Source organism: Klebsiella sp. TF21-TM, from assembly GCF_019753495.1.
Lineage (GTDB): Bacteria > Pseudomonadota > Gammaproteobacteria > Enterobacterales > Enterobacteriaceae > Klebsiella > Klebsiella quasipneumoniae.
Genome location: NZ_JAIJYL010000017.1, coordinates 59,534 through 77,454, shown reverse-complemented (window position 1 = coordinate 77,454; position 17,921 = coordinate 59,534). Strand labels below are relative to the sequence as shown.

At 60.6% G+C, this 17,921-nt stretch carries 12 protein-coding genes; 3 read left to right on the top strand and 9 right to left on the bottom strand.

Features of this window, described 5'->3' with window-relative positions:
• Nucleotides 1-94: 94 nt before the first annotated feature.
• The 9 genes from bamB to K5R89_RS16935 all read right to left on the bottom strand — a co-directional run bounded on the left by bamB (nucleotide 95) and on the right by K5R89_RS16935 (nucleotide 15,045).
• Nucleotides 95-1,273 (bottom strand): outer membrane protein assembly factor BamB, encoded by a 1,179-nt coding sequence (gene bamB, locus K5R89_RS16975; RefSeq protein WP_023290632.1) that lies wholly within the window; start codon nucleotides 1,271-1,273, stop codon nucleotides 95-97.
• Nucleotides 1,274-1,283: 10 nt separating this feature from the next.
• Nucleotides 1,284-1,904, bottom strand: a complete 621-nt coding sequence (locus tag K5R89_RS16970) for a YfgM family protein (protein ID WP_023290633.1) — start codon at nucleotides 1,902-1,904, stop codon at nucleotides 1,284-1,286.
• Between the two features lie 34 nt (nucleotides 1,905-1,938).
• Complete coding sequence (gene hisS, locus K5R89_RS16965) at nucleotides 1,939-3,213, bottom strand: histidine--tRNA ligase (RefSeq protein WP_023290634.1); 1,275 nt, start codon at nucleotides 3,211-3,213, stop codon at nucleotides 1,939-1,941.
• A gap of 91 nt (nucleotides 3,214-3,304) precedes the next feature.
• Entirely contained in the window at nucleotides 3,305-4,426 is a 1,122-nt protein-coding gene (gene ispG / locus K5R89_RS16960) for a flavodoxin-dependent (E)-4-hydroxy-3-methylbut-2-enyl-diphosphate synthase (RefSeq protein WP_004201890.1), read from the bottom strand.
• 26 nt (nucleotides 4,427-4,452) lie between these two features.
• Nucleotides 4,453-5,445, bottom strand: a complete 993-nt coding sequence (rodZ, locus tag K5R89_RS16955; protein WP_023290635.1) for a cytoskeleton protein RodZ — start codon at nucleotides 5,443-5,445, stop codon at nucleotides 4,453-4,455.
• A 276-nt stretch (nucleotides 5,446-5,721) separates the two neighbouring features.
• Entirely contained in the window at nucleotides 5,722-6,888 is a 1,167-nt protein-coding gene (locus K5R89_RS16950) for a bifunctional tRNA (adenosine(37)-C2)-methyltransferase TrmG/ribosomal RNA large subunit methyltransferase RlmN (RefSeq protein ID WP_002913894.1), read from the bottom strand.
• A gap of 290 nt (nucleotides 6,889-7,178) precedes the next feature.
• A complete protein-coding gene (ndk, locus tag K5R89_RS16945) occupies nucleotides 7,179-7,610 on the bottom strand; it encodes a nucleoside-diphosphate kinase (RefSeq protein WP_004144312.1) in 432 nt (143 codons plus the stop codon).
• Nucleotides 7,611-7,770: 160 nt separating this feature from the next.
• Nucleotides 7,771-10,095, bottom strand: coding sequence for a peptidoglycan glycosyltransferase PbpC (gene pbpC / locus K5R89_RS16940; protein WP_132135575.1), 2,325 nt, complete (start codon nucleotides 10,093-10,095; stop codon nucleotides 7,771-7,773).
• Entirely contained in the window at nucleotides 10,096-15,045 is a 4,950-nt protein-coding gene (locus K5R89_RS16935) for an alpha-2-macroglobulin (RefSeq protein WP_217259488.1), read from the bottom strand.
• A gap of 206 nt (nucleotides 15,046-15,251) precedes the next feature.
• On the opposite strand from K5R89_RS16935, the gene sseA reads away from it, so the two are divergent.
• The 3 genes from sseA to K5R89_RS16920 all read left to right on the top strand — a co-directional run bounded on the left by sseA (nucleotide 15,252) and on the right by K5R89_RS16920 (nucleotide 17,868).
• Nucleotides 15,252-16,109, top strand: a complete 858-nt coding sequence (sseA, locus tag K5R89_RS16930) for a 3-mercaptopyruvate sulfurtransferase (protein ID WP_023290638.1) — start codon at nucleotides 15,252-15,254, stop codon at nucleotides 16,107-16,109.
• A 164-nt stretch (nucleotides 16,110-16,273) separates the two neighbouring features.
• Nucleotides 16,274-16,924: a DUF5066 family protein gene (locus K5R89_RS16925; RefSeq protein WP_023290639.1), complete on the top strand. Its 651-nt coding sequence runs from the start codon at nucleotides 16,274-16,276 to the stop codon at nucleotides 16,922-16,924.
• A gap of 101 nt (nucleotides 16,925-17,025) precedes the next feature.
• Nucleotides 17,026-17,868, top strand: coding sequence for a hypothetical protein (locus K5R89_RS16920; RefSeq protein WP_060590168.1), 843 nt, complete (start codon nucleotides 17,026-17,028; stop codon nucleotides 17,866-17,868).
• Nucleotides 17,869-17,921: the final 53 nt, after the last annotated feature.

Genomic DNA, 17,921 nt, shown 5'->3' with positions numbered 1-17,921 from the left:
CACTAAGCAACATCGTCATAACGACGTTTTTAAAAAAGTCAAAACGGCCCCTGTCTGCCAGGGGCCGTTTCTTAATCACTCACGACAGCGGTAATTAACGCGTAATCGCGTACAGCGTACCGTCTTTCGCCTGGATCAGCAGTCGACCATCGGCCACAACCGGGTCGGTCAGGAAACCGGAGCTGTCCACTTTCTGCTGCGCCACAAAATGGCCATCTTCCGGGTTCACCCAGTGCATATAGCCTTCGCTATCGCCGACCACCAGATTGCCATTATACAACACCGGCGCGGTCAACAAACGGTGCAGCAGATCGCTTTGTGTCCACAGGGTCACGCCGCCATCGGTAGTCAGCGCCAGCAGGCGGTCATTCTGGTCAACAAGATAGATACGGTTGCCATCGACGATGAAATCATTCACCGAACCCAGCTCGCGTTTCCACATAATCTGGCCGCTGCGCAGATCCAGCGCGGTCAGGTTACCGTTGTAAGCCAGCGCATAGACAACGCCGTTGACGATAATCGGCGTGGTGTCGACATCGCTCAGACGGTCGATTTCCGTCGGCCCGGTGGCCGTGGAAATACGCTGCTGCCAAATCATCTGCCCCTGCTGCATCAATACCGCGCTGACGCGGCCATTGTCGCCGCCCACGATCGCCGCGCCGTAGGCGGTGGCCGGAGCGGATTCGCCGCGCAGGGAGAGCGCAGGCATATCCAGGTTAACCGTCCACTTCACGGCGCCATCGGTCTCATTCAGCGCCTGCAGCTGGCCGTTACTGGTGTGGACCAGCACCATGCCATCGCTCACCACCGGGCGCGACAGCGCTTCGCCGGCGACGCGGGTTTGCCAGGCAACGGTACCATCGCTGGTATTCAGCGCATACAGCTGCGCTTTCTCACTGCCGATATAAACATGGCCGCCCGAGACGGTCACACCGCCGGAAAGCAGCGCCGGGGTGCGCGAGAACCAGCCATCTTTCTCCGCCAGATTCACCGACCACACCTCTTTGCCGTCGTCAGCGCTCAGCGCTTTGACGGTGCCTTTACGGTCAGCGGCATAGACCACGCCGTCGGCGAAGGCCGGATGAAGGTTAGAGTAAAATTCGCCGATACCATCGCCAACCGAGGTGCTCCAGGACGTGGACGGCGTAAACTGGTTTTCTACCGTCGGCAGCGGTGACATTTTCACCACATCTTCTTCGCTATTAAACAGCGAACACCCGCTCAGCAAGGTAACGGAAAGCAGCCCTGGCAAAAGTAATTTACGCAATTGCATCGAGTCCCTCTCAGATGGACAAATTATTCATTTTCATACGCATCATTTCGCTGAGCGCAGGAGAAGCATCGCTTTTCACGCCAGCTTCCCACGCCGCACGGGCCCCTTGCTTATCGCCTTTGCTCAACAGAATTTCGCCGCGCAAATCAGCCACAATCGCGGTCCAACCTTCGCCTTTAATGCTGTCGAGGGTTTTCAGCGCCGCATCAGCCTGCTTCATCTGCAGCTGAACGCGGGCAAGACGCATACTGATAACCGATTTCAGGTTATCATCAGACGCGGCCGCCAGCCCCTGCTGAAGCTGCTTTTCGGCGTTCGGCAGATCGTTCTGTTCAACAAAATGCTGTGCCAGCTCGAGAGAGGCGAAGGCACCGTAGGTATTTTTATTGTCAGCCGCGAACTTCTCCGCCCCTGACAGCACGTCTGGCGTATTTGATTTCAGCGCGGAAGTCGCCTTTTCGTAAGCCAGCGACGCGTCTCTGGCGGTATCCTGCTGATGGGAGGTCCAGTAGCGCCAGCCAACCAGCGCGCCAATCCCTAAAATCACCCCGACCGCCAGCGCTTTGCCGTTTTCGGCAAAGAAGCGCTTCAGCGCATCGACCTGATCGTTCTCGTTGTTAAAAGTTTCCACGCAGTCCTTCTCCTGACTAATAATTCCCGGGAGATTAACCCAGAAGTGTGCGCAAATGCGCGGCAACGCTCTCCTGCGTTACGGTAGTTTGCTCACCTGAGCGTAAATCCTTCACTACCACGTTTCCGTCAGCGATCTCTGACTCACCCACCACCAGGGCGATACGTGCGCCCCATTTATCGGCACGGGCGAACTGCTTCTTAAAGTTGCCGCCGCCGTGGTTGGTCATCAGTTTCACGCCGGGCAGCGCATCGCGAACCTGCTCAGCCAGACGCATGGCGGCGGACTGAGTATCGGTCCCGGAGGCTACCAGGTATATATCGACAACAGGATCGGCTTTAAATTCCGGATTCACTGCCTGGACCAGTAAAACAAGACGTTCCAGACCCATGGCGAAGCCCACGCCCGGGGTGGCACGACCGCCAAGCTGCTCAACCAGGCCGTCGTAACGGCCGCCGGCGCAGACGGTGCCCTGAGAACCGAGACTGGTGGTCACCCACTCAAACACGGTGCGGTTATAGTAGTCGAGGCCGCGCACCAGGCGCTGGTTGACGGTATAGCGGATCCCGGCATTGTCAAGCAACGCGCACAGGCCGGCAAAGTGGGCTTTCGACTCTTCGTCGAGATAATCGCCGAGCGCCGGCGCGTCGTTCAGCAGCGCCTGCACGTCCGGGTTTTTGGAGTCCAGCACCCGCAGCGGATTGGTATACATCCGGCGTTTGCTGTCTTCATCAAGCTTATCGGTAAACTGCTCGAGATAAGCCACCAGCGCGTCGCGGTAGTTGGCGCGGGCTTCCAGAGAACCGATGGAGTTCAGCTCAAGGCTGACATGATCGGAGATGCCCAGCTCACGCCACCAGCGCGCGGTCAGCATGATCAGCTCCGCATCGATGTCCGGCCCCTGCAGGCCGAAAACTTCGGCGCCGATCTGATGGAACTGGCGGTAACGGCCTTTCTGCGGACGCTCGTGGCGGAACATCGGCCCGACGTACCACAGGCGCTGTTCTTGATTGTACAGCAGACCATGTTCGATGCCGGCTCGTACGCAGCCCGCCGTCCCTTCCGGACGCAGCGTCAGGCTGTCGCCGTTGCGGTCCTCAAAGGTGTACATCTCTTTTTCAACCACGTCGGTCACTTCGCCGATCGCGCGTTTGAATAACGGGGTCTGCTCTACAATCGGCAAACGGATTTCGCTGTAACCGTAGCTACCGAGCACCTGCTTCAGTGAGCCTTCAATGCGCTGCCAGAGAGCGGTTTCGCCCGGCAGATAATCGTTCATGCCACGGATGGCTTGAATGTTCTTTGCCACGTTTATTCTCTTTATATATACAAAAATGAACCCCGGCGCCTCGCGCCCGCAGGTTCAATCATACACGGGAAGCGTATCGCTTCCCAACACGTTATTTTGCTTCAAGCTGTTGAACGTCAATCCGACGGGCTTCATCGAGCATCGAGGCTTTGGCGCGGATCCGCGCTTCCAGCTGGTCGATCATGTCGTTGTTGTCCAGGCGATCTTTACGCACGCCGTCTTCATACAGGCCGCTTTTCTTGTTGCCGCCGGTCACGCCGAGGGTGGAAACCAGCGCTTCGCCCGGGCCGTTCACCACGCAGCCGATGATCGAAACATCCATCGGAGTGATGATATCTTCCAGACGTTGCTCCAGGGCGTTCACCGTCCCGATAACGTCAAACTCCTGACGCGAACAGGTCGGGCAGGCGATGAAATTAATACCGCGGGAACGAATACGCAGCGATTTGAGGATATCGAAGCCGACCTTGATCTCCTCCACCGGATCCGCCGCCAGCGAGACGCGCAGCGTATCGCCGATCCCTTCGGACAACAGCAGCCCAAGACCGATCGCCGATTTCACCGCGCCGCTGCGCGCGCCGCCCGCTTCGGTGATCCCGAGGTGCAGCGGTTGATCGATCTGTTTCGCCAGCAGGCGATAAGACTCTACCGCCAGGAAGACGTCGGAGGCTTTAACGCTGACTTTAAACTGATCGAAATTGAGGCGATCGAGATGATCGACATGGCGCATGGCGGATTCGAGCAGCGCCTGCGGCGTCGGCTCGCCATATTTTTCCTGCAGATCTTTTTCCAGCGAGCCGGCGTTAACGCCGATGCGGATCGGGATATTTTTATCGCGCGCGCAATCTACGACCATGCGGATGCGCTCTTCGTTGCCGATGTTGCCCGGGTTGATACGCAGGCAGTCGACGCCGTATTCCGCGACTTTCAGCGCAATACGGTAGTCAAAGTGGATATCGGCGACCAGCGGGACGTTGACCTGCTGTTTGATCAGTTTGAACGCCTCGGCGGCGTCCATCGTCGGAACAGAGACGCGGACAATATCCGCGCCCACGCGCTCTAACGCTTTGATTTGATTTACAGTTGCCGCCACATCAGTGGTGCGCGTATTAGTCATTGACTGAACGGCGATGGGAGCCCCATCGCCAATTGGCACATTACCAACGTAAATACGTTTAGATTTTCTACGTTGAATCGGAGCCTGGTTATGCATGAAAAATCTCCCGCGTTACCCGTCTGTTACTGCGCCGGTGATGATTCGGCATTAAGGGTCAGACGCGCAACCTGGTTAGTTCTGATAAAACGACTTAAATCGACAGGCTTGCCCAGATACTGGATCTCTACCGCAGCCGGGGCGCCAATTTTCAGCTTATACGGCGCCTGACCGCTCAGGTTCAGGTTGCCGCCTTTACGCTGCAGGCCGCTGAACAGTTTTTTGCCGGTGGCATCGCTCACTTCCAGCCAGCAATCGGCGGAAAAGTTCATCACCAGATCCTGCGCCGCCGCCGCCGGGTTCGTCACGTTCGCCTGATCGGTCGGCAATGGCGAGGCCGGGGTAGCCGGCGCCGTCGGCGCCGCGCCTGCGGTATCGACATTGGCCTGGGAAGGTGCGACAACGGCGTTATTGTCCGCCGGCGTCTGGGCCGGGGCGCTGGTGGTCGGGGCGCTGGCGGTATCGGTTGGCGCGCTGTTCGCAGCGCTATCGGCGGTCGGGGCTGCCGGGGCGCTGGTATCCAGCGGCACGCTCTGGCTGCTGGTGTCGCCGCTGTTCAGCTCAGCGGAAGACTGATCGGCCATGGTGGAGATCTCTTCCTGCTGCGCCTTATGGTCTTGCCACCACCAGGCGCCGCTCAGGCCGATAACCACAAACAGCACCAGCCAGGTGAAGCTCATCAGCCAGCCGTCGCGTTTTTTGCGACGTTTACCTAAAGAGAAGCTCTGCATTGGCGCGACTTTCGCCGCGCGGATGGGCGCTTGCTTGGCCATCATCGGCAGCAGCTCGTCTTCCGGGATATGTACGAGGCGAGCATAGGAGCGGATGTACCCGCGCAGGAAGGTGGAAGCGAGGTCGGCAGGCGCCTTATCGTCTTCAATATCACGAACCGTGGACACCTTCAGGCATAAGCGTTCTGCCACCGCTTGCTGGCTAAGTCCGAGTTGTTCGCGGGCGTGACGCAGACGCGCGCCCGTGGTGTTTGCTTCTTGATGATCTTGAGTGGCTTCAGTATTCATTCGCTACAACTACTGGTACGTGAAATTTAAAGTTCAGCGCGGGAAAAAGCCGGCGCCGCGAGACATCTGTGGTACGTCAGCCTCACAGTATAGGACTGTCAGCCGCGCGATCACAGAGACGAATCAAAATTGAATGCTAAGCGGTTGTTGTGCCGCTACATACTGCCTCAAAGTCGACAAAAACGCACCGTAATTATTAACCGAATCAGCGTATTTCGCCTGGCTATTGGTCATAAATATGACCCGTGCCGCCTGCGCTGCACGGGCCATCATTTGTCAGACCGCTTTTACGTCAATCGCTTCGCCCTGCATCCGCTTACGCAGCGTGCGCTTGGTACGGTCGATGACGTCGCCCGCCAGCTGACCGCAGGCGGCATCGATATCGTCGCCGCGCGTTTTACGCACGATGGTCGTAAAGCCGTACTCCATCAGGACTTTGGAGAAACGGTCGATGCGGCTGTTGGAGCTGCGGCCATACGGCGCGCCCGGGAACGGGTTCCATGGGATCAGGTTGATCTTGCACGGCGTATCTTTCAGCAGCGCCGCCAGTTCGTGGGCGTGCTCGGTGCCGTCGTTGACATGATCCAGCATCACGTACTCGATGGTCACCCGGCCCTGGTTGGCGTTGGACTTCGAAATATAGCCGCGCACCGAGTTGAGGAAGGTCTCGATGTTGTACTTTTTGTTGATCGGGACGATTTCGTCACGAATGGTGTCGTTCGGCGCGTGCAGGGAGATGGCCAGCGCGACGTCGATCATATCGCCGAGTTTATCCAGCGCCGGCACCACGCCGGACGTCGACAGGGTGACGCGACGTTTGGAGAGGCCAAAACCGAAATCGTCAAGCATGATTTCCATTGCCGGAACGACATTGTTGAGGTTCAGCAGCGGCTCGCCCATGCCCATCATCACCACGTTGGTGATCGGACGTACGCCGGTGGTCTTCACCGCGCCGACGATTTTCGCCGCGCGCCAGACCTGGCCGATAATTTCGGAAACCCGCAGGTTACGGTTAAAGCCCTGCTGGGCGGTGGAGCAGAATTTACACTCCAGCGCGCAGCCTACCTGGGAGGAGACGCACAGGGTGGCGCGGTCTTCTTCCGGGATATAGACGGTCTCGACGCGCTGATCGCCAACGGCAATCGCCCATTTAATGGTCCCGTCGGTTGAGCGTTGCTCTTCAACCACTTCCGGGGCGCGGATCTCCGCCACTTCTTTCAATTTACTGCGCAGGACTTTGTTGATGTCAGTCATCTCATCAAAGTCGTCGCAGCAGTAGTGATACATCCATTTCATCACCTGATCGGCGCGGAAAGGCTTCTCGCCCATGTTTTTGAAAAACTCGCGCATCTGCTGACGGTTTAAATCCAGCAGGTTGATTTTGGCATCTTTGTTCGGCACCGTCAGAGCGGCGGTATCAGGCGTGACAATTTGTTCAGACATAATGTTTTCCGGCCTCGTTATTACACGTTATGGCCCCAGGTGGGTTGAAAAAGAAACGCCCCGGAGAGCGACAGCTCGTCCAGGGGCGCTATATTCTACAAATTCTGGCGCATGGAAGCCATGCCTGCACGTAGTCAATGATAAAAAAATCGTAACCGTGTGCTTAATCCTCTATGGCTTTTCGATTGTCGCAAGGCGGCAAGCAAGTGAATCCCCGGGAGCATAGATAACTATGTGACCGGGGTGAACGCGCGTAGCCAACGCCGCGACGGTCGAAAAGACGACGAGGATTAGCGAGTGCGCGGGCAAACCTCGCCTTCAGCAAAGAAGAACGCGATTTCGCGTGCAGCGGATTCTACAGAGTCGGAACCGTGGGTGCCGTTCTCGGTGAAGCTGTCAGCGTAGTCAGCGCGCAGGGTACCCGCCAGGGCGTTTGCCGGGTTGGTGGCGCCCAGCAGGTCACGGTGACGCTGAACGGCGTTTTCGCCTTCCAGGACGGAAACCACGATCGGGCCGGAGGTCATGAACTCAACCAGACCGTCGAAGAACGGGCGACCTTCGTGCTCAGCATAGAAACCACGAGCCTGCTCTACGGTCAGGTGCAGCATTTTGGTGCCGACGATTTTGAACCCTGCAGCTTCAAAGCGGGAAAAGATGCTGCCAATAACGTTTTTTGCCACCGCGTTTGGTTTGATGATGGAAAAAGTACGTTCAATAGCCATGATTACCTCTAATTAAATGTTCTGTTGTTGCGCATACGATCGTATGGCCTGGCGCGCATTATAATGAGCATCCCCGCCCCTGCCTACGGCTGAAGGTAACATTTTGTTAAAATAAGATGAGTATTGAAAACACAAACCGCCAACAACAAATTTACCCTGGTTATTGCAGGGTAAAACGCGCGGCCGCCGTTTGTCCTGCCTCATCCATCACCACCAGCTGACACTCGCCGGGCTTATCCAGAGTTAGCGTGGTTCTCGCGCCGGCGGCATCTATCGGCTGGCCGTTGATAAACCACCAGCGCCGCCCTTCACCACCGCTGGTTTGCAGGGGCAACATCACCCGCGCCTCCCCCGGCAGACGTTTAATCACCGCCCCCTCGCGGACCCCGGAGAGCACCAGCGGCGCGGCATCCTGAGTTTGCAACGGCGGACATGCCTTCGATGCCGGCCCCAGACGCGCGGAGCGACGTTCCCCCGGCGGTAGCCAGGGATCCAGCGGCAGCGGCCAGACCTCCACCACACTTTCGCGCGCCCCGGGACAATCCGCCGCCACCCGTTCGCCGTGTTCATTGCGCCACACCGGGAAGCGGATCCCGCGCACGCCCTCCTGCCCCGGCAGCAGCAGGGTCGGCGGCTGGCTGTCTTCCAGCAGCCAGCTGGCCAGGCGACGACGGCAGTTGCTGTCGCCCGCCGGCAGCGCTTGGCCGCCGGGCCAGCAGAGCGTCCCGCGGCTGACCGTTGCCGGTCGCGGATCGATCGGCAGGCCGCCGCGGCTCATCGCCGGGCGGGCGAGCAGCAGATTATTGACCTGATTGAGCAACGGCACCGCGCTGGCGAAGCCAAACTGCCCCACCACCGGCGTACCGTCCGGACGCCCGGTCCAGATGCCAATCAGATAACGTGCATTGAGGCCCACCGCCCACGCATCGCGATACCCGTAGCTGGTGCCGGTCTTCCAGGCCAGCGGCACCGCTTGCGGGAGTGAGGCATCGGGAACCGGCTGCGCTTCGCCGGCCAGGATGCGCCGGACGATCCACGCCGCCCCCGGGGATATCAGCGCCCTTTCCACCAGCGGGTCTCCGGGCGTCATGCGCAGCCGCGCCGCCTTCCCGTGGCGGGCAAAGGCGCTGTACGCCGCGACGATATCTTCCAGTCTCGCTCCGGCGCCGCCGAGGATCAACGACAGATTCGGCTCGGCGCCGACGGGCAGCATCAGGGGCAACCCGGCATTGCGCAAATTCGCCGCGAAACGTTTGGGCCCGTAGGCTTCGAGCACCTGGACCGCCGGCAGATTCAGGGAGCGCACCAGCGCGTCGCTGGCGCTCACCGGGCCGTGAAAGCCGCTGTCAAAGTTACCGGGGCGATAATCGCTAAAGCGCCGCGGCACATCCTGCAATAACGACGCCGGATGGATCAGTCCTTCATCCATCGCCAGCGCATAAATAAAGGGTTTCAGCACCGACCCCGGCGAACGGACCGCCGACGCCATATCAATGTGGCCAAAGCGACTGTCGTCCGTAATATCCGCCGACCCCACCCAGCCGCGGACTTTCATATCCGTGTGGTCGACGACAACCATCGCCAGCGAACTGCGCGGCGGCAGGCGCGACTTCCAGTTCAGCGCCAGATCCTCGAGCTGCCGCTGCAGTCCGGCATCGAGGGTCGTCACCACTTTTTCCTCACGACTGGTCGCCAGCGTCCGGCGGGCGAAGAGCGGCGCCAGCTGCGGCATCTGCCGCGGAAACAGCCACACCGGCTCCTCCATCGCCTCCTTTACCGCCAGCCTCGGCCAGACGCCCTGGCTGACCATGCGCGCAAGGACTTTATCCCGCGCAGCCTGGGCCCGCTGCGGCCAGCGGTCCGGACGTAAACGGCTGGGCGCCTGGGGCAGCACCGCCAGCAGCGCCGCCTCGCCGTAGCTGAGCTGCGCGGGCGGCTTGCCGAGATAAGCCCAACTGGCCGCGCCGATCCCCTGCAGGGTGCCGCCAAAGGGCGCACGATTCAGATACAGGGTCAGGATTTCGCTCTTTGACAGATGCCACTCCAGCTGCAGCGCCCGCCACAGCTGGCGCAGCTTGCCGCCGAAAGTGCGGGGGTGGGGATCGAGCAGGCGCGCCACCTGCATGGTGAGGGTACTGCCGCCGGAAATGACCCGCCCGGAGGTGAGATCCTGCCAGGCGGCGCGCACTACAGCGAAGGGATTGACCCCCGGATGGCGCCAGAACCAGCGGTCCTCATACTGAATAAGCGCCTGCAGATAGCGCGGCGACACGTCGGCGAGAGTCACCGGATAACGCCAGACGCCCTGCGCGTCGGCAAACCGCCACAGGGGGGTCCCGTCCTCCGCCACGACCACCCGGGCAGGCGTGACGTCATGCAGCGGCAGCGGCCACAGGCGATCGGCGGTCAGAACCGCCAGCCACAGCAGAAAAATAAACGCCGCCAGCCAGCGCCAGCGGCGTTTTACCCGATGCACTACGCGCATTTACGGCGTCACGGTGAGCGGACCGCTGGCGGTCCCGGTCGCCCGCCACTGCGGCACATACATCGATTCCACCTGCGGCAGCGGGACCTGGTAGGTGCCCGGCGTGACCGCCCGCGCCAGGTAGACCAGCGTCACCGGCTGACCTTCATTGACCGCGACAGCGGCGACGAAGCGGTCGTCGCGGAACTCGATATGCTGAATATCGGCCTGCTGCATCTGGTTAAGAAGGTTTTGCACCGCTTCGCCATTCTCCTGCAGGCTGGCGCTGCTGTTGGCCAGATTCTGGTTTTCCAGCTCGAGTCCCGCCGGCAGCAGGTCAACCACCAGCGCGTCAGGCACGTTGCGTCTGGCGGTCACCTCCAGCTTGACCAGCACCAGTTCGCCGCTGCGCAGCGACGACAGCGACTTCTGCCGCCCCTGGGTATCGAAAACGGCGCGTTCAATTCCCAGGACGTTGCCGCCCGGCTGCGGCGCGCTTTGCGGATAGCCGCTGCTGTCCAGACGCAGCCACAGCGGTTGACTGCCGGTGTTGCTCACCTGCAACGTCGCCAGCCGATCGCCGTCGAGGTTACGGGTTTGCGCTTTATCGCCGGCCAGCGGCTCAGCCTGCAGCGAGGTTTGCGCCTGCCAGTCGCCCGGCAGGTCGGCCAGCGTGCGCCCGGCAAGGAACAGAGCGTTGGTTTCCTGGGTCGACAGCCAGCGCTGGCCGTAGGCCTCTTCCGACAGCGTGCTCAACAGCGTGTTTTGCGCCTCCGGCAGCAGCTTGTTCTCTTCCAGCAGCGCCAGCTTCAGCGCGTCATCGCGAAGCGAGCTGCCGTAATCGCCCAGCCAGCGATTCTCATCATGGCGCGGCGTGGCAACCGCCAGCTTCATGGCCTCATCGCCGCGCGGCGCATCGCCCATGGTTTTCAGCGCAATGCCGAGCTGCAGCAGCGGCAGGCCGGATCGCGCCTGGTCGTGACGGCTCCAGATTTCACGCAATGCGCCGAGCGGGGCTTTTTGCTGACGCGCCAGCACCAGTGCGGCATAGGCCTGAGCGGCAAAGCGGCTGGCCTGGGCGTCGTCGCTGTAGCGCACGGTCATCAGCCCCGGCTCCTGAAGATAGCGCAGCAGGCGTTCGTTACCTTTATTAATGGCGTTGACCGGTACGCTATAGCCCTGCTCGCCCGCGCGAACAAGGAAATCCATGGCGTAAGCCGTCAGCCAGTACTCTTCCGGCCCCTCTTTATCCCATAGCGCAAAGCCGCCGTTTTCCAGTTGCATCTGCAGCAGGCGCGAGATCCCGACATCGATTGCCGCGCGACGTTTTTCGTCGCTGTCCCCGCTGATGCCCAGCGCTTTTAGCTGCGCCGCGCTGGTATACAGGGACGGGAACAGGCCGCTGGCGGTCTGCTCAAGGCAGCCGTAAGGATAGGCTTTCAGGTCGCGGATATAGCGCGCGAGATTCAGCGGCGGCTTGCCGCTGAGCAGCAGCTGGCCCTGCAGCGTCTGCGGGGCGAAACCTGCCGATTGCGCCGCTGGCGCCTGCCAGCTTTCGCCGGGCTGCAGCACGGCGCCGCTGTTGACGGTCTGCGCCGGGAACGCCGGACGAACGCCGATTTTCCACTGCTTCTGCAGCGGGGCGAAGGTTTCCCCCGGCAGGCTCAGGCCGCTGATAGTGGCGCTCACCTGGCCATCGCCAAAGCCCGGCAGCGCGCTCACCGGCACAAACAGCGTGCTGCGCGCCCCCGGCGCCAGCTGCACCGACGGCAGTTGACCCTCGGTCAAGGTCACCAGTCCGCTGGCGGCAAGATGAACCTGCAGAGTTTGCGGTTTATCGGTCAGGTTGCTGAGATCCAGCGCCAGACGGGTGGTGTCGCCGCTGGCGAGGAAGCGCGGGGTATTCAGCTCGGCGATGACCGGGGCGGCCACCACCACTTTATCTTCGCTGCTGCCGAAGTCATCCGCCGTCCAGGCCTGAGCCATCACCCGCAGCTCGCCGTTAAAATCACCGATCGGCAGCGTCACCGTCCCTTCGCCCTGATCGTTCAGCACCACCGGCTGCGCCTGCTGGGCGATGATGGTCACATGGTTAACCGGCGGTTTACCGCCACGTTTTAACTCGTCGCCATCGCCGCCGAAGCGCAGACTGGCCACACGCCCCTGCCCTTCAATCACCTGGCCGTAAATATCATAAATATCCGCCCCATAACGTTTCTGGCCGAAGAAGGCGTTCCACGGATCCGGGGTGGCGTAATCGGTAATATTCAGCACCCCGCTATCGACAGCCGAGAGCAGAACGTTAACCTGCTTCGGCGCCTCTCCCTCTTTGACGCTGGCTTTCACTTTCACCGTCAGCGGCTGGTTGGGGCGCATTTTATCCGGGGCCTCCAGCGCCAGCGTCAGGCGACGGTTTTCATCGCCCAGCGGCAGATGCAGCAGGCCCACCGCGCGTTTCGGCGTCGCCGAGCGGGATTTATCGCCGGGGCGAACCACCAGCGTGCTGAGGTAGAGGTCGTGGCGATTCCAGGCGTTATCCACCGGGATCGACAGGTCCATCCCCTCGGCGGGTACGTCAATCTCCTGCCACCACAGCGGCCCTTCGCTGGATTCCACCATCGCGTAGCCTTTACCCGCCGCCGGGGCGGCGATGTGCAGCCTGATGGTGTCGCCCGGCTTATAGCTCGGTTTATCCAGCTTCATGGTGACCCGGTTCGGGCGCGCTGCGCCGGTGCCTTCGCTGTTATCCTGCCAGCTGTAGCCCGCCCAGAAGCGCACGCTGCTGACGACATCGTCCGGCCCTTTCACCTCCAGGCGATAGGAGCCCCACTCTACCGGAAAGCTCACTTTACCGATCTGGCCGGCCTGCAGATCCAGCGACTCCTCGCCCTCCTGCAGATCTTTTTGATCGAACTGCGACTGCCAGCCTTCGCTATCGGACCAGTTCCAGTAATAATCCCGGCGCTCGCGGATCAGCCGTACCTGCAGGCCGGAAACGGCTTTTTTCTCGCCTTTGGCGTCGGCATAGACGATATCGAACGCGGCGTTGCTGTTTTCATCCACCACCGGCTGCTTCAGCGTGGTGTCGGTGCGGTAGTCGTAAACGTCCTTCAGGGTAAATTGCGGGCGGATCCCCGGCAGCGCCTCGGCAGGCCAGATCGGCTGCTTAACCGTACGGGTGACCGGACGCCCACCGGACTCCAGCAGGCTCGCCTGCAACACCACCTGCAGCGGCGAATGGCTATCCTGCCACTGGCTGGAGGTGGTCACTTCGCCATGGCCTTTTTCATCCAGCGTCAGCTGGACTTCATCAAGGCTGCGGGAGAGATTTTCTTCTGCGATATCGCCGAACTCAAAGCCCGGCAGCGCGGCGACGGCGTCGCGAAGCGGGCGCAGGAACAGTTTGCCCTGCAGCGTGTTGCCGCTGGCCGGCGCGCCGTAGAGATAAGCGCCGCTGACATCAAAGGCGACATCGGCATTCGGCGCGACAGGCGCCGCCTGCGGCGTCAGCTTCAGCGCCATGCGTTCCGGCATAAAGTCTTCGACGTGGAAATCCCACTCGCGGGGCTGGTTGTCGCCGGTGCTGGCGCGAATGTGCCACATGCCGGTGGCCGCGCCGCTGTCGAGCGGATAAGTAAACTGGTACAGGCCGTTAACCGGTTTGCTCATCACCGAGCGGATCACCTGGCCATCCGGCTGGACCACCTCCAGCTTCACCGGCTGTTCCGCCAGCGGTTTGCCATCGCTATCGCGCAGCAGCGCATTGAGGATCACCGTTTCGCCCGGACGATAGAGATCCCGTGGGCCAAACATAAAGAACTGTTTGCTGAAGCCTGGCGCGCCGGCAATGGAGAACTCCGCCAGATCCAGCGCCGGCAGTTTGAGGTCGAGCAGCGTGGTCTGTCCCTCTTTGCGCGCCAGCAGCAGCGCGGCTTCTTTATCGGTTTGCAGGGTGACGTGGCCCTGGCTATCGCTTTTCGCCTGCGCCAGGGTCTGCCCTTTGGCGTTGAGCAGCTGGACATCGATACCAGACTGGGCGGCGCCGTTTTCCAGGCTCTGGGTAAAGACGTCCAGCCGGTTGTGGTAGCGATGCGCCGACACGCCGATGTCGCTAAGGGTAAACAGCGTCGCCGCATTGCTGTAGCTATAATGACCCGCCGGGTTCATGACCGCCACGTAGACGCCAGGCTGCTGGAGCGGCTTGATGTCGCTCAGCGGCAGCAGCAGCTTTTCGCGGGTATTGCGCGCCGGATTGAGGTCAAAGCGGCCGCTGTATACCAGATCGGCCATCTTCAGCAGCTCGTCGGATTCCCAGTTGCTTAATGAATTGCGGTATTCCCACTGGCTGACGAAGGCCGAGAGCGATTCCGGCTTAATGCGGAAGAAGTTCACGTCGACGTTATCGACGTTCAGCGCCATCACCGGCAGACCGGCGATCACGTTGCCCGGCAGCAGCGAGCCGCGGCTGGCAAATCCGACGCTTGGCGCGATATCGCGGGTAGTCAGGGTCTTCTCGAACGGTTTATCGAGCGTCGCCTTGTTCAGGGCGGTCAGCGTCGGGTCGACCGAGACAATCAGCTCGCGCTTTGGCTCAAGGTGACGCAGACGCAGCTCTTTCAGGTTCGGCGCCAGCTCCCACGCGCCATCTACCTTACCGCTCTTCTTATCCACCAGGTGCACGCTGCGGGAGAAATCCTGGTCCGGCTGCAGCGGTACGGAAAAGGTCAGCACCAGGGTCGCGGCGCCATCCAGCTGCACCTCCGAGGCGTCGAGCAGCGTCAGCGCTTTGCCCTGGCTTTTTTCCGCCAGCGCCGCCAGCTGGGCGCTGTCCGGTTTTGCCGCCGCGCCAGGGCCGCTATCGGCGGCCGGCGTCGGGGCCGTAGCCTGCGGTGTACCGCTGTCATCACACCCGGTTAATGAAAATGCGGTAAGGAGCGCCAGTGACAGCGCCGCTAAACGAAATGGTTTCATCCTTCTAACCCCTCGGCCGGTGGGCCTGATGCAAATTATCACTTTTTATTATGCGTTAAGGCGGCGCTTCTCAACAGTGATGACGCGGGTTTCTGCCGATTAATCAGAAAAGTGCCGTGACGTCGTCCCCACTCTGGCGTCCTTAACTTGTCAGCACCCGATAAAACGCCGACAATTCAGTCATGAATAGTAAAACGGAGGCACCTATGTCCACCTCGTTTTTTGTCGCCGCCGACTGGCTGGCGGAACATATTGATGACCCGGAGATCCAGATTATCGACGCCCGCATGGCGCCCGCCGGGCAGGAGGCCCTGCGCGATATGGCCGCGGAGTACCGCGCCGGCCACGTGCCGAACGCGCTGTTTTTCGATATCGAGGCGCTGTCCGATCACACCAGCCCGCTGCCGCATATGATGCCGCGCGCCGAGGCGTTTGCCGTGGCCATGCGCGAACTGGGCGTCTGCAGCGATAAGCACCTGGTCGTCTATGACGAAGGCAATCTGTTTTCCGCCCCGCGCGCCTGGTGGATGCTGCGCGCCTTTGGCGTGGAGAAAGTGTCGATTCTGGCCGGTGGGCTGGAGGGCTGGCGTCGCGACGAGCTGCCGCTGGAACAAGGGGTGCCGGAGGTGGCCGAAGGAGAATTCGACGTGCGGTTCGATCCTCAGCAAATTAAGCGCCTGACCGACGTGCTGCTGGTCAGCCATGAAGGATCGGCGCAGATTGTCGATGCTCGTCCGGCGGCCCGGTTTAACGGCCAGGCTGACGAACCGCGCCCCGGCCTGCGGCGCGGGCATATCCCCGGCGCGCTGAACGTCCCGTGGACGGAGCTGGTGATTAACGGCGAGCTGAAGACCGTCGACGAGCTGAACGACATCTTTTTGCGTCAGGGCGTCGATTTTGATCGGCCCATTATCGCCAGCTGCGGGTCCGGCGTGACGGCGGCGGTGGTCGTGCTGGCGCTCACCACGCTTGGCGTGAACGGCGTCTGTCTGTACGACGGCTCATGGAGCGAATGGGGGGCGCGCAGCGATCTGCCGATTGAACCGGCTCCTGCCGCTCAGTAAACGCCGCATGGCCGCGGACGTCCCGTCCCGCGGCCACTAAATAATTTCTGATTTTCTCCGCCTCATTCTCCTGCCAGTCGCTAAACCAGCTACTCTGTGCTGCCGCAGGGCTTGCGCCTGCCGTGTTGGCTTTACTGCCGCCCACTATATAAGGAAATTGAATGATGGCTTTTTCATTAGCGGATCTCATGGATGTCGTACACAAGCACAACCGCAATCCCACCCCGAAACCGATGCCCGTAGACGAAGTGGATCGCCTGCGCGTCCGGAAATACCGTGATCCGCAAAATAGCGAAACCGTGGCGCTTCCGGAGAGTCTGAAAGCGCTGCTGGCCTACGATTGCCAGCTGACAAGCCCCTACGGTCAACGGGTGCTGGAATCGGTTCTGAACGCCATTGATGAACATGGCGTCCTGCTTTCCGACTCACTGGATGAAGAGGCTTATTATATGAATGGCCTTGATATGATCGGGCTGGATTTTGAAGAGCTAATGCCCGTCTGGAACGACGATCCGCGTCTTCCTGCCCTGATTCGCCTCTGCCATCCCGGGGATCAGCAGGTATTTATCTATGTCACCGAACGTGATGAACAGGGTGAATATCCTGTCGTCCGCTTCGAGGGTAAAGAGAATGAGCTTTGGCTGGCAGAATCGTCACTGATTGAATATTTGCAGGGGATTTTTACCGGTGGAAAGGAGAGCCACGACGAATGGCAGCATCAACAAGCCCTCAACGAGTCACGCGATGGCGCCTTGCTGGAGCTGGAATATATTCATGAGGATCTTTACGCCAGGCTCGAAGGTTGTCCTGACTAATTCACCATCTCCCACCGATAGCGCGATTAACGCGCGCCGTCGGGGCCAGCGCCAGGATTGAGCGTTTAATCTATAACCTGATGGCACCACAAGGAGTGAAAATGGCATTAGTCTCCAACCCACATTCTGCTTATTCCCCGCGCCTTCCCTGGCTGGGAGGCATAGCTGGCCTGCTGGTCGGCGGCGCAATCCTCTATTTTTGGCCGCAATGGAACCGGACATGGTTAAGCCTGGTTCCTGCGCCCGTTTCCGTTTATACCCGCTTTCTCGGCGTCACTTTGGCAGACGTCCCGCTGATCACCTATGGTCATCAGGCGCTGCTGGGTTTTCTGATGGTGCTGCTCGCGCCCGGTTACGGTAAATCGACGCTTGCCGCATGGATGATACACAACCCGGCGTCAAGCCGCCGCTGGCCCGGCGAGGTACTCCGTGCCTGGGCGATGAAATTTGGCCTGCTGGTCATGGTCTTTTGCAATCTGTTCTTTTTGTCCCGGGTCGGATCCGGGACCCTGGCGTTTTATATTTTTATTCTCCAGCACGTCAGCGTTGCCGCGGCGGTGGCATCAGGGGTGCTGCTGCTGCGTGACGCCCGACGTCTGGCCCGCACGTTCGACGCTCAACTGGCGGATCTGCGCCTTCTGATGCTCCTCACCCTCGGGTTCCAGACGATTTTGCCGGCGCAGATCGCGCTGATGAGCGCCCGGGGCGTGAATACGCCGCTGGGCTGGTATATCGTCATTGCGCAGATGGTAGGGGTGTTACTGGCGTTTATGCTGGTCGCCGGGCTGGTAGCAGCGCTACGCTATCTGCTGGGAGAGGAAAGGTGCCGGGCCTGGCGCGGGGATATGGCGCTCTTCAACGGCGTCGTCACGCTGTGCGTGACGGGATTTCTGCTCTATAACATGGTGTCAGCCTATCCGCGGATCGTTGCCGCCCTGCATTAACCTTTGCAATTCCGCTTTTGCATCGAGCTGAAAGCATACCGAAACCGGGGGCA